The following is an 11,828-nucleotide window of genomic DNA, read 5'->3' as shown; positions in this document are numbered from 1 at the left end:
ACGCACCCCTGGGAGGACTTCGCCGAGAGCTTCGCGCACTACCTGCACATCGCGGATGCGCTGGAGACCGCGGCCGCCGTCGGCATCCACGTCTCGGGTCCGCACGGCGTGCCGGATCCGCTGGCCGGCAGCATCTCCGCGTCCGGTGCGACGGACGTCGCGGACCTCACGATGCCCGAGGTGCTGGGTCGCTGGCACGGCTACACGCTCGCGCTGAACTCAGTGAACCGCTCCATGGGCAAGGACGACCTGTACCCCTTCGTCATCCCTGCGCCCGTGCTCGACAAGCTCGACTTCGTCGCGTCGCTGCGGCCGGGGGCGGGTCAGTAGCGGTCGAGGATGTCCTTCATCTGATCGATCTCCTCCAGCTGCGTCTGGACGATCGTGTCGCAGAGCGCGATGATCTCGGGATCGGTGATGTCGGACTGCTCGCACACGAGCACGGCGCGCGAATGATGCGGGATCATCGACTTCAGAAACTGCTCGTCTCCGACGAACACGCCGCCCCGACCGAGGAGCAGCGCCGTGACGAACAGCGCGACGAAGCCGGCCAGGAGCGCGATGTTGATCCACAGGCGCGGGAACATCGACCACATGACAAGCACCATGATGATCCCCATCGGGGCGACCATGATCAGGGCCATGTAGAAGTTGGACAGGTTCCAGTAGTAGTCATCGATCACCCAGATCATCGACATCGTGAGCACCCACATCACGAGGAGGCTGATCGCGAGCGAGATGGCGAGCTTGCCGTAGCTGTTGATGCGCGGCGCCTTCGAGTGATCGGATGCCGACCCCCGGTCGGCGGTGCTGTCGGACATGATGTCTCCCTTCTCGAAGCACGCCACGGTACGCCCGTCGCGGCCGCCGGATCATCCCCGTTGCGACGGGATCGAGCGGCTGGTAGGGGCTCGCGGATCCGCGCCGCGCGCGACCCTTCGCCGAAACACCCGTGTGGCAGGATAGGCAACGCCGCAAAAGGCAACCGAACGACGCCGCATCGCACGCACCGCTCTTCCCCACAACTCCCCCCACCGGAGCAGCAGGCGACGCCCGAAGGGACCCCGTGGAGCTCAGCGACTACATCCGCATCCTGCGCAAGAACTGGCTCGTGATCGTAGCCCTGACCCTGCTCGGGATCGGGGCCGCCGCGGCATACAGCCTGACCCGCGAACCCGTGTACGAGGCCTCCAGCCAGGTGTTCGTCTCGAGCCAGGCCGGGTCGACGGTCGCCGAGCTGCAGCAGGGCAACACCTTCACGCAGGCGCGCGTGACGACGTACGTCAACCTCGTGAACACGCCCATCGTGCTCAACCCCGTCATCACCGAGCTCGACCTCGAAGACACGACCGCAGCATCCCTCGGCGCCCAGGTCAGCGCGACCAGCCCGCTGAACACCACGATCATCCAGGTTTCGGTGGCCGACCCCGACCCCGTACTGGCCGCCGACCTCGCCAACGCGATCGCGGCGAGCCTGACCAGCCAGGTCGAGGACCTCGAGACGCTTCCCGACTCCGACACGAGCCCCATCAAGCTCACGCGCGTCAAGGACGCCGAGGCGCCGTTCGTGCCCGTCAGCCCGAACGTGCCGCTCAACCTCGCCCTCGGCGCCCTCGTGGGTCTGGCGCTGGGCATCGGATTCGCGGTGCTGCGCACGGTGCTCGACACCCGCATCCGCGGCACCCGGGATGTCGAGCTCGTCACCGACCGTCCGATCATCGGCGCGATCCCCTTCGACCCGCGCGCGAAGGAGCGGCCGATCATCCTCAAGGAGGACCCGCAGAATCCGCGCAGCGAGGCCTTCCGCGCCCTGCGCACGAACCTGCAGTTCCTCGACATGGACGGCGGACACAGCTTCGTCGTCACCTCGAGCGTGCCCAGCGAGGGCAAGTCGACGACATCCGTCAACCTCGCCATCGCCCTCGCCGACGCCGGCAAGCGCGTCGTGCTCGTCGACGCCGATCTGCGCAAACCCAAGGTGCATGAGTACCTCGGCCTCGAGGGCGGCGCGGGCCTGACCGATGTGCTGATCGGCCGCGTGCAGCTGACCGACGTCGTGCAGCAGTGGGGCAACCGCTCGCTGTTCGTGCTGCCGGCCGGCAAGATCCCGCCCAACCCGAGCGAGCTGCTGGGCTCGCAGCAGATGCACGCACTGCTGGAGTCCTTCTCGCGCGACGTCGACGTCGTGATCCTCGACGCTCCCCCGCTGCTGCCCGTCACCGATGCGGCCGTGCTCGCCAAGCGCACGAGCGGCGCGATCGTGATCGTCGCCGCGGGTGAGACCAACCGCCACCAGCTCGAGGGCGCGATCGACGCGCTCGAGACCGTCGACGCGAAGGTCGCGGGCCTCGTGCTCACGATGGTCCCGACGCGCGGACCGGATGCCTACGGCTACGGCTATGGGTACGGCTACGGATACGGCGGCTACGGGTACTCGCAGGAGCCGGCCAAGACCGGCAAGGCACCGAAGACGCCGAAGTCGCCCGGGCCGCGGACGCGCCGCGGGCAGTCGGGGGCGCCGGGGGCGCCGGGTGCGTCCGGTGCGCCGGGGGCGCCGGGTGCGTCCGGTGCGCCGGGGGCGCCGGGTGCGTCGGGATCCCAGGGCCGCGACGGCGCGGCTGCCACGGCCGGGCAGCGCTCGCAGACGCCGTAGGGGACGCGATGCCCCGTCACCGCAGCAGCGCCCGCGCGCGCGCCAGGACGCGCCGCGCCCAGTGGATCAGCGTCGTCATCGTCGCGGTGCTCGCGATCGGCGTGATCGCGCTCGCCCTCCTCGCTCTCGACCGTGGCCGGCCCGATCCGATCGACACGGGCGCCGGCGCATCGGTCACCGCCTCGCCCTCGCCGAGCGCAAGCGACGCGGTGCCGAGTGCGTCGCCCAGCGCGGATGACAGCATCCCGACCCCGTCGCCCGTGCCCGCGCCGGTCGTCGCGCGGGCCGACGAGCGTTTTCTCACGCTCGGTACGGAGGGCGTGATGTGGCGGGCCACCGCGGGCGACTGCGTCGCGGGCACGACGCCGGTGATCGAGCGGTCGAACACCGGCGGGGACTCCTGGAACGACGTGACGCCGCTGTATCGCGACATCACGCAGGTCGCGCGCATCGATCCGCTCGCCGGCACGCAGGCGCAGGCTGTCGCGACGCTCACCGCCGAGTGCACGACGGAGGCACTGCGCACCTTCACGCAGGGACGCTTCTGGGAGCCCTACCCCGACGAGCTGGGCACGATGACCTTCATCGACCCGCTCGATGCCGGGGTTGTCGTGACGCCGGCGGGAGCTGTTGCGGCTCCGTGCGCGAATGCCCGCTCGCTGCGTGAGGACGACGTGGTCGCCCTGATCTGCGACGGCGCCGTGCACACCCTCGACGGCTCGGCCTGGGTCGACACGGGGCTGCGGGATGCTGTCGCCCTCGCCGTCGCCGGGACCTCGGTCGTTGCGGCGCAGACGAGCGCGACGTGCGCGGGCGTGACGGTCGGCGGTACCTGCGTGGAAGGTGCGGATCCGGCGGCGCCGACAGCGCTGGCCTCGGACGGCGCGCGGGTGTGGATCTGGAACGGCGAGCTGCTCACGACCGTGGGGTGAGTGCGCCGGGGTGGCGCCGGGGTGGCGCCGAGCGCACGGGATGTCGCCGAGTGCACGACGTGGCGCCGACGACATCCCGTGCACTCGACGACATGTCGTGCACTGGCGGGCAGCTAGGCAGGGCGGCGGGGTGGTATCAACGAAGGATGCTGATCCTCACGGGCGCCGAGCGCCTCATGATCGATGGGGCCACCGAGCGCGACGGCGACCTTGTGATCGCCGACGGCCAGGTGGTCGACGCGGCGCCGACCGCGGCGACCCTGACGCAGACTCTCGATGCAACCGGATGCGTCATCACGCCCGGGCTCGTGAACGCGCACCATCATCTGCTGCAGTCGGGTTTCCGCACCCTGCCGGGTACGCGCGGCGTCGCGATGCGCGAATGGCTGCCCGCCATGGCCGCCGCGTATGCCGCCGCGGGCATCGACGCCTCGCTGACGGGCGCGACGGCCTCGATCGGAATCGCGGAGTCATTGCTGGCGGGCGTGACGACCGTTGCCGACCACCAGCTCAACTGGCCCGACCCCGGCACGAGCGCCGACCCCGTCGCCGATTCCGTCGCGATTGCGCGCGCCATCGCGGACGCCGCCGCGCGGCTCGGAGGGCGGCTCGTCTTCGTACGCGGCACGGCGCGTGATGACGCACACCTCGCGGCGGCCAGCGCCGACGCGATCGTGGCCGGACTGCTCGGCGAGGACCACACGGGGGGTGTCTCGGCCGATGGGGCGCTGCAGGTGGCAGTGGGGCCCGCGGGTGTGCACTCGGACCCCGAGGCGACGTTCCGCGCGCTCGGCGAGGTCGCACGCACGCACGGCCTGCGCCGGCGCACGCAGGCCAACGAGCAGGTCGACACCGAGATCGCGCTCGCCCGCTACGGTCGGCGCCCGCTCGAGCTGCTCGAGGAATGGGGATGGCTTGCTCCCGACGTCACGATCGCGCACCTGTGCGATGTGACGGATGCCGAGATCGGCATCCTCGCTCGCCACGGTGTGTCGGCGACCCACGCTCCCGGCTGCGACGTGCCGATGGGCTGGGGCATCGCGCCCGTCGCTCGTCTGCGCGAGGCGGGAATCACCATCGGCCTCGGCACGTCGGGGGGCGGCTCGAACGACGCCGGACACCTGCTCGCGGATGCGCGACTCGCAATGCAGGTTTCGGGCTTGGTGGGTCCGCCGCTGCCTGCGCGGGTCGTGCTCGAGATGGCGACGGCGGGCGGGGCGGCGGGACTCGGGCGCGACGACATCGGGCACCTGCGCCCCGGCGCGCGCGGCGACGCGTGCGTGTGGGACGTCTCGGGTGTGGCCGATGCGGGCGTGGCCGATCCCGTCGCGGGGCTGCTCTGGGCATCCCCGGGTCGTCGCCCCCGCCACGTGGTCGTCGGGGGTCGGGTTGTCGTGCGCGACTATCGCCTCGTCACGGCCGACGAGCCCGAGCTTGTCGCCGCGCTGCGCGCCCGCGTCGGGCGGTAGCGCAGCCGGGCCCGTGCTCGGTGTCGGGGCGTCGGGGCGTCGGGGCGTCGGGATGCCGGGATGCCGGATGTCGGGGCGTCGAAACCGCGCGCGCAGCGACGTTGGGGCGTCGAAATCACGTTGGGGCGCGGAGCAGCACGCCCCAACGTCGCGCTGACGCCCCAACGCCATCGGAGGGGCTCGATACAGAAGACATCGCGGGATGCCGGGATGCCGGATGTCGGGGCGTCGAAACCGCGCGCGCAGCGGCGTTGGGGCGTCGAAATCACGTTGGGGCGCGGAGCAGCGCGCCCCAACGTCGCGCTGACGCCCCAACGTCGCGGGAGGGCGTCGCCGGGCTCAGAGGTCGAGGACGATGCGCGGGCACGCCGCGCGCGAGACGCAGACCATCATCACGGCCGATTCCTCGCGCTCGAGCGGGGTCAGGATCGAGTCGCGGTGCTCGATCTCGCCCTCGAGCACGGGCGCCTCGCAGGTGCCGCACGTGCCGCGGCGGCAGCTCGAGAGCACGGGCGTCTCGGGCGACTGCGCGCGGATCGCATCCAGCACGGAGGTGTCGGGGTCGACGGTGACGACGGTTCCTGTCATGGCGAGTTCAACCTCGAACGGCTCCGTCCACACGGGGTCGCCGAACTCCTTCGCCTCGAACCGCTCGAGGTGCAGCACGTCCGGGGCACCGCAGAACGCCGCCTCCAGTGCCTCGAGGAGCCGGGCGGGTCCGCACGCGTAGACGGCAGCATCCACCCCGGCAGTCCCGGCAGCATCAGCAGATCCGGCAGACCCAGCGGATCCGGCAGCCCCGACAGATCCGACAGACCCAGCAGACCCGATAGACCCGGCGAGCGCCGCGACGTCGAGCCGCGCACCCTCGTCGGCGGCGTGCACCCGCACGCGCGTCGGGTAGAGCGCGGTCAGCTCGTCGACGAAGGCCATGCTCGCGCGGGAGCGGCCGGCGTAATCGAGGGTCCAGTCGGCGCCCGAAGCCTCGGCGGCGGCCACCATCGAGCGCAGCGGGGTGATGCCGATGCCGCCCGCGACGAAAAGGTAGCGCGCGCCCGCCGCGGGAGTGAACGGAAAGTGGTTGCGCGGCCCGCGCACGCGCAGGCGCCCGCCGACCTCGATCCGCTCGTGCAGTCCGACCGAACCGCCGCGGCCCGCGTCCTCGCGCAGCACGGCGACCCGCCACGTCGAACGGTCATCGCCGTCGCCGCAGAGGGAGTACTGCCGCTCGAGCGGCTCGCCACCCGGGCCGGCCGATGCCGCACCCGGCCCGAGCGGCCCCACACCCGGCCGGGCGGGCAGCATCACATCGATGTGCGATCCGGGCGTCCACGCCGGCAGATCGCGCCCGTTGGGTGAGACCAGATCGATCGCGAGCACACCCTCGGCCAGTTCGGTGCGCCCGGAGACGACCAGGTCGCGCTCGACGTCGCTGAAAAAACTCACGCACACTCCTCTGTCGACACCGCACTCACGGTAGAGCGATGACAGCGACCTCAACCGACAGCCGCCGCACGATTAACGAACCCGCAACACGTGTCGCCCGCGGCCGAAACACACCACGCGTTGAATGACAGTTGTTGGCCACGCCAACAACAATGCCACGGACTCGACACTGACGCGAAAGGCGCTCCATGCTCCCCACCCGCCCCGCAGACCTGGCGCTCGGCCAGCAGATCGCGCGGCTCCGCGGCGTCACCCTGCCCGACGGCACGACAACGACACTCGGCATCGTCGACGGCGTCATCGGCGACACACCCCTTGGCGACAACAGCGGACTCCGCGACATCGCCTCGGCGCGCGGCGCCGACGTGAATGCCGAGGGGTGGATGCTGCTGCCGCCCGCCGCGGACCTGCACGCCCACATCGACAAGGCCTACACCTGGCGGCTGTTCGGCGAGCCCGAGGGATCGCTCGAGGATGCTGTGGCGTGCTGGCAGGAGCACGGGGCATCCCTGCGCGAGGAACAGATCGCAGCCCACGCCCGCCGCCAGCTCGATGCTGCGCTCCGGGCGGGCGTGACCGCCATCCGCACCCACGTCAACTATCACGAGGGGGCCGATCCCCTACGCGGGATCCGCGCCGTGATCGATGCCCGCGAGGACTACCGCGGTCTGGTCGACCTGCAGGTTGTCGCCATGCACGGACAGCTCATCGATGATGGCTTGGTTCGGGAGGCCATCGCCCTCGGCGTCGACCTCATCGGCGCCGCGCCGCACCTCAGCGACGACCCGCGCGCTGAAATCGACCGCGCGGCCACTCATGCCGAGGCCGCCGGCATCGGCATCGATCTGCACACGGACGAGACCCTCAACCCTGCGTCGCTCGACCTCGCCGACCTCGCCCGCCGCACGGCTGACTGGCCGGAACACATGACTCGGTCGGCGGGCCACTGCGTGAGTCTCGCGGTGCAGCCCGCCAACGTCCTCGCGGCCGTGCTCGATCTCGCGGCCGAGGCACGCGTGAGCATCATCACCAACCCGCTCACGAACCTCTATCTGCAGGGCTGGCAGCACCCGGTCGCGACGCCGCGCGCGCTGCCGCCCCTCGCTGCGATCCTCGACGCGGGCGTGGCGCTCGCCGCCGGCGGCGACAACGTGCAGGACCCGTTCAACCCGCTCGGCAATGGCGACATGATCGACGTCGCCGCCGCGCTCGTGCTCGCCGGGCACCTCACCCCCCGCACAGCGTGGCGGGTCGTCGCCGCGGGACGCGACCTACTCGGGCTCCCGCGCGCAACCGGCGCCGCGGGCGATGCCGCCGACATGCTGCTCGTGCGCGCGAGTTCGGTGGCCGAGGCACTCGCCGAGCGGGCGCCCGACCGGATCGTCGTGCGCGCGGGCCATGTCGTCGCCACCCGAATCACGAGTTCGGCCGCCGTGGCCGTGCGCGAGAGAAGCGAGATCACCGCATGAGTCTCACAACGACTGCACCGACGCTGCGTCTGGACGGCGTCACGAAGGACTTCGACACCGGCACGCGTGCCCTCGCCGATGTCTCGCTGTCGGTGTCGCGGGGAGAGTTCGTCTCGGTCGTCGGGCCCTCGGGGTGCGGAAAGTCCACGCTGCTTCGACTGGCGTCGGGCCTTGATTCGATCAGCGCGGGCACCCTCGACGTGGATGCTGCCGTCACGAGCTTCGTGTTCCAGGACGCGACCCTGCTCGAGTGGCGCTCCGCGCAGAAGAACGTCGAACTCGTCGGCGAGCTGGCGGGGGTCCCTGCCGCGGAGCGCGCGGAGCGGGCGAGGGAGGCCCTGGCACTGGTCGGTCTCACGGGCTTCGAGAAGCAGCATCCCCGCGCCCTCTCGGGAGGTATGCGAATGCGCGTGTCGATCGCCCGCGCTCTCGTCGCGGAGCCCCAGCTCGCGCTCTTCGACGAGCCCTTCGGCGCGCTGGATGAGATCACCCGCCTGAAGATGCAGACGGAGCTGCAGCGCATCTTCCAGATGAAGTCGTTCGCGGCGATGTTCATCACCCACTCGATCTCGGAGGCCGTGTACCTCTCGAGCCGCGTGCTGGTCATGAGCGGACGGCCCGGCCGGATCGTCGAGGACATCGAACTGCCCTGGTCGTATCCCCGGCCGCCCGAGCTGCGCTACGACCCCGAGTTCGGCCGCATCGCCGGGCACCTCTCGAAGACCCTGGAGGAGCACTCGTGAGCGAGAAGACCCTGACCGCGCCTTCTGCCGCGGTCGCACCCGCCCCGGCCGCCGAGTCTGCTCCACCGGCACCGGGCGCCGCCCGCTCACTGTCCCGCACCGCGGGAGCGGCGAGTTCGCGGGCCCTGCCGATCGTGCTCGCGATCTTCGGCATCCTCGCGATCTGGTACGCGGTGTCGTACCTCCTGCTCAGCGAGGACCGCCGCTTCCTACTGCCTCCGCCGCACCAGGTATTCGCCGAGACGCTCGGCAACCCGCAGATCATCGGGCCCATGCTCGTCGCGCTCGGGCAGACGACCTCGGTCGCCCTCATCGGGCTGGCGCTGGCCGTCGTGATCGGGATGGGCTGGGCGATCCTCATGTCGCAGTGGCGCATCGCCGAGCGCGTGCTGTACCCGTACGCCGTGATCCTGCAGACGATCCCGATTCTCGCACTGACGCCACTCATCGGCATCTGGATGGGCTACGGCATCCCCGCTCGCATCGTCGTGTGCGTCATCATCGCGGTGTTCCCGATGATCTCGAACACCCTGTTCGGGTTGCAGTCCGCCGAGGCGAGCGCGCACGACCTCTTCACCCTGAACAAGGCGAGCAGATGGCAGCGTCTGACCAAGCTGCAGTTGCCCGCCGCGATTCCGTCGATCTTCACCGGCTTGCGCAATGCCGCCGGCCTCGCGGTGATCGGCGCGATCGTCGGCGACTTCTTCTTCCAGCAGGGCTCGCAGGGCATCGGCGGGCTCCTGCGCACCTACACCCTGCGGCTCAACATGGAGTCGCTGTTCCTCGCCATTATCTTCACCGCCCTGTTCGGCGTCATCGTCTTCTCGATCTTCGCCGCACTCGATCGCGCCGTCGTGGGCCGCCTCTTCGGCTGGAAGGGTCGCTGAGCCCGCCGGCGACCGAGCCGTCACCGCGGCGCACACCGCAGCAGCATCCCGCCCCTCATACCTGCACCGCACCGCACCCTGCCCGCACCACCATCTCTGGAGGAATCCCGTGTCGACACCATCCCCCGCCGCCCGCCTGCGGCCCGTCTTCGCCGCCGGCGCCGTGATCTCGCTCGCGGTGACCCTCGCCGCGTGCTCGAGCGAACCCGCGAGCGATGCCAGCAGCGCGCCCACCGAGGCCGCCCCCGCCGCCGAGGCCGGCGGTCCGCTCGATCTGTCGGAATCGTGCCCCGCCACGGTCGTCATGCAGCAGGACTGGCAGCCCGAGGCCGAGCACGGCGCCATGTACGCCCTCGTCGGCGACGACTATACGGTCGACACAGAGATGAAGACCGTCACGGGCACCCTGGTCGCCCAGGGCGTCGACACCGGTGTCGACATCGAGGTGCGCCCCGGCGGGCCGAACGTCAACTTCCAGCCGGTTCCGGCGCTGATGTACCTCGACACCGACATCCTGCTCGGTGCCGTCAACACGGATGCTGCCATCGTGGCCGCAGCGGATCAGCCGACCGTCGCGGTGACCTCGCAGATGACCTGGAGCCCCCAGATCCTGATGTGGGACCCGGAGAGCCAGAACGGCGCCGAGACGATCGAGGAGGCGACCGCCGACGGTGCCATCGTCGTCACCTCGGGCGATGTGATCCCGGCGCTGCTCGAATCACAGGGCATGATCGACCAGTCGCAGATCGACCTCAGCTACGAGGGCACGCCGCAGCGTTTCGTGTCGGACCCGACGATCCTGCAGCAGGGCTTCGCCACCGCTGAGCCCTACATCTACGAGAACGAGATCGCCGAGTGGGGCAAGCCGGTCGGCTTCCAGCTGCTGTCGGACATCGGCTACTCGATCTACCCCGAGCCGCTCGCGGTGCGCCCGGAGGCCCTGGAGGAGTACGGCGACTGCCTCGCCAAGCTCGTGCCGATCATGCAGCAGTCGCAGATCGACTTTCTCGAGGATCCCGCCGACACGATCGATCTGATCGTCGACCTCGTCGAGCAGTACGACACGGGCTGGACCTACTCGGCCGGCGTCGCGGAGTACTCGGTCGAGCAGCAGGTCGAGCTGGGCATCGTGCAGAACGATCCGGCATCGGGGGTCTTCGGCCAGTTCGATCCCGAGCGCATGCAGTCGATCCTCGATGACTTCGTGCCGTTCCTGATCGACTCGGGCTCGATCACCCAGTCCGACGCCGACGCCATCGAGATCGACTCGCTCTACACGAACGAGCTGCTCGACACGTCGATCTCGATGGACTGAGCGGAGGGCACCATGACGAGCGTCTCCCCGGCAGTGCGGCGCAGCATCCACCGCACCGCGCTGTCGGGCGGGGCGGCGTCTGCGCCTGCGCCCGCGCCCGCGTCTGCGCCCGCGTCCACGGCCTCGCGCCCCAGCATCCGCCCATGCATCGGCGTGTGCGTCGATCCGCGGATCGGCGCGAGGACTTTGCATCCGCGTGAGGACTCTTGTCGCGCAATCCTCCTCGCGCGGGCACGAAGTCCTCGCGCGGGCACGCGCACGCCGCGCCATGCACCGGACCCGCCGGGTGTGCCCGGATCAGAGCACGTCGGTGCGGCTCGCGGCGAAGGCGTCGAGCCGGTCGCCGAGCGCGACAGCCTCGCGTTCGCGGCGCGCGGAGTCCGCGGGGTCGCCGGCCGCCGACCCGCTCGTGAGATTCGCGCGGGCGGTCGCGGCCGCGGCGCGGACAGCCGCAGCGATCGTCCGCGCGGCGACGATCACATCGGGAAGCAGCCGCGGGTCGCCCCGGTCGGCGAGCGCGACCAGCACCTGCTGCAGGGGCGCCGCGATGCCGGCGATCGCGAGGCTCGCCTCGGTGGCTTCGCGCAGTGCTTCGGCCAGAACCATCTCGGAGCGCGCGTCCTCGGGCAGTCGGAACGCGGCGACAAGGGCCTCGGATGCTGCGGCATCGCGCTCGCCCGCGGCGAGAGCCTCCGCGCGACCCGACGCCGCCGCCGCGACGGCCGCGTCGCGTTCGTCCCCCTCCGGCGCATAGCCTGCGGCCATCTGGGTCACGGCCGCGCCGATCGCGAGGGTCGCGGCCGCGGCGGCTCCGCCGCCGGGCGAGGGAACGGGCGCGGCGAGGCGCTCGAGCCAGACGGCGAAGGTCTCGGCATTCGACTCGGTTTCGCTCATGGGCGCAGTCTAGGTGCGAG

At 70.9% G+C, this 11,828-nt stretch carries 12 protein-coding genes; 8 read left to right on the top strand and 4 right to left on the bottom strand.

Annotation, left to right across the window (positions count from 1 at the left end; genetic code table 11):
• A partial coding sequence (locus DI573_RS04450) for a putative zinc-binding metallopeptidase (RefSeq protein ID WP_292811074.1) occupies window positions 1-330 on the top strand: 330 nt, incomplete at its 5' end.
• Here DI573_RS04450 and DI573_RS04445 read toward each other — a convergent pair.
• Window positions 324-821 carry a DUF305 domain-containing protein gene (locus DI573_RS04445; protein ID WP_292811072.1) on the bottom strand — a complete coding sequence of 166 codons (498 nt, stop codon included), beginning with the start codon at window positions 819-821 and terminating at the stop codon, window positions 324-326. The genes DI573_RS04450 and DI573_RS04445 overlap by 7 nt on opposite strands.
• Before the next feature lie 245 nt (window positions 822-1,066).
• Between DI573_RS04445 and DI573_RS04440 the strand changes: the two genes are divergently transcribed.
• The 3 genes from DI573_RS04440 (at window position 1,067) to DI573_RS04430 (ending at window position 5,054) form a co-directional block, all read left to right on the top strand.
• Window positions 1,067-2,653 (top strand): polysaccharide biosynthesis tyrosine autokinase, encoded by a 1,587-nt coding sequence (locus DI573_RS04440; RefSeq protein ID WP_292811069.1) that lies wholly within the window; start codon window positions 1,067-1,069, stop codon window positions 2,651-2,653.
• Window positions 2,654-2,661: 8 nt separating this feature from the next.
• Window positions 2,662-3,585 (top strand): hypothetical protein, encoded by a 924-nt coding sequence (locus DI573_RS04435; protein WP_292811067.1) that lies wholly within the window; start codon window positions 2,662-2,664, stop codon window positions 3,583-3,585.
• A 146-nt stretch (window positions 3,586-3,731) separates the two neighbouring features.
• A complete protein-coding gene (locus DI573_RS04430) occupies window positions 3,732-5,054 on the top strand; it encodes an amidohydrolase family protein (protein ID WP_292811065.1) in 1,323 nt (440 codons plus the stop codon).
• A gap of 339 nt (window positions 5,055-5,393) precedes the next feature.
• Here the strand turns inward: DI573_RS04430 and DI573_RS04425 are convergent, their stop codons facing one another.
• Window positions 5,394-6,500 carry a PDR/VanB family oxidoreductase gene (locus DI573_RS04425; protein WP_292811063.1) on the bottom strand — a complete coding sequence of 369 codons (1,107 nt, stop codon included), beginning with the start codon at window positions 6,498-6,500 and terminating at the stop codon, window positions 5,394-5,396.
• A gap of 188 nt (window positions 6,501-6,688) precedes the next feature.
• Between DI573_RS04425 and DI573_RS04420 the strand changes: the two genes are divergently transcribed.
• From DI573_RS04420 to DI573_RS04405, 4 genes are all read left to right on the top strand, one after another.
• Entirely contained in the window at window positions 6,689-7,969 is a 1,281-nt protein-coding gene (locus tag DI573_RS04420; protein WP_292811061.1) for an amidohydrolase family protein, read from the top strand.
• Entirely contained in the window at window positions 7,966-8,712 is a 747-nt protein-coding gene (locus tag DI573_RS04415; RefSeq protein WP_292811059.1) for an ABC transporter ATP-binding protein, read from the top strand. Before DI573_RS04420 ends, DI573_RS04415 begins: the two co-directional genes overlap by 4 nt.
• A complete protein-coding gene (locus tag DI573_RS04410; protein WP_292811057.1) occupies window positions 8,709-9,599 on the top strand; it encodes an ABC transporter permease in 891 nt (296 codons plus the stop codon). Before DI573_RS04415 ends, DI573_RS04410 begins: the two co-directional genes overlap by 4 nt.
• Before the next feature lie 109 nt (window positions 9,600-9,708).
• Window positions 9,709-10,914 carry a hypothetical protein gene (locus tag DI573_RS04405; RefSeq protein WP_292811055.1) on the top strand — a complete coding sequence of 402 codons (1,206 nt, stop codon included), beginning with the start codon at window positions 9,709-9,711 and terminating at the stop codon, window positions 10,912-10,914.
• Here DI573_RS04405 and DI573_RS04400 read toward each other — a convergent pair.
• Window positions 10,872-11,051: a hypothetical protein gene (locus tag DI573_RS04400; protein WP_292811053.1), complete on the bottom strand. Its 180-nt coding sequence runs from the start codon at window positions 11,049-11,051 to the stop codon at window positions 10,872-10,874. The two genes, DI573_RS04405 and DI573_RS04400, sit on opposite strands and share 43 nt — an antisense overlap.
• 160 nt (window positions 11,052-11,211) lie before the next feature.
• Window positions 11,212-11,808 carry a cyclodeaminase/cyclohydrolase family protein gene (locus DI573_RS04395; protein WP_292811051.1) on the bottom strand — a complete coding sequence of 199 codons (597 nt, stop codon included), beginning with the start codon at window positions 11,806-11,808 and terminating at the stop codon, window positions 11,212-11,214.
• Window positions 11,809-11,828: the final 20 nt, after the last annotated feature.

Source organism: Microbacterium sp. (assembly GCF_003248605.1).
In the GTDB taxonomy this organism is placed as follows: Bacteria; Actinomycetota; Actinomycetes; order Actinomycetales; family Microbacteriaceae; genus Microbacterium.
Note: the sequence above shows the minus strand (reverse complement) of the source record. Positions and strands in the feature narration are given on the sequence as shown.

Coding starts and splice junctions, on each gene's coding strand:
- DI573_RS04430 (WP_292811065.1), top strand. CDS start 3,732: ATGCTGATCCTCACGGGCGCCGAGCGCCTCATGATCGATGGGGCCACC.
- DI573_RS04415 (WP_292811059.1), top strand. CDS start 7,966: ATGAGTCTCACAACGACTGCACCGACGCTGCGTCTGGACGGCGTCACG.
- DI573_RS04445 (WP_292811072.1), bottom strand. CDS start 821: ATGTCCGACAGCACCGCCGACCGGGGGTCGGCATCCGATCACTCGAAG.
- DI573_RS04420 (WP_292811061.1), top strand. CDS start 6,689: ATGCTCCCCACCCGCCCCGCAGACCTGGCGCTCGGCCAGCAGATCGCG.
- DI573_RS04435 (WP_292811067.1), top strand. CDS start 2,662: ATGCCCCGTCACCGCAGCAGCGCCCGCGCGCGCGCCAGGACGCGCCGC.
- DI573_RS04395 (WP_292811051.1), bottom strand. CDS start 11,808: ATGAGCGAAACCGAGTCGAATGCCGAGACCTTCGCCGTCTGGCTCGAG.
- DI573_RS04400 (WP_292811053.1), bottom strand. CDS start 11,051: ATGCTGGGGCGCGAGGCCGTGGACGCGGGCGCAGACGCGGGCGCGGGC.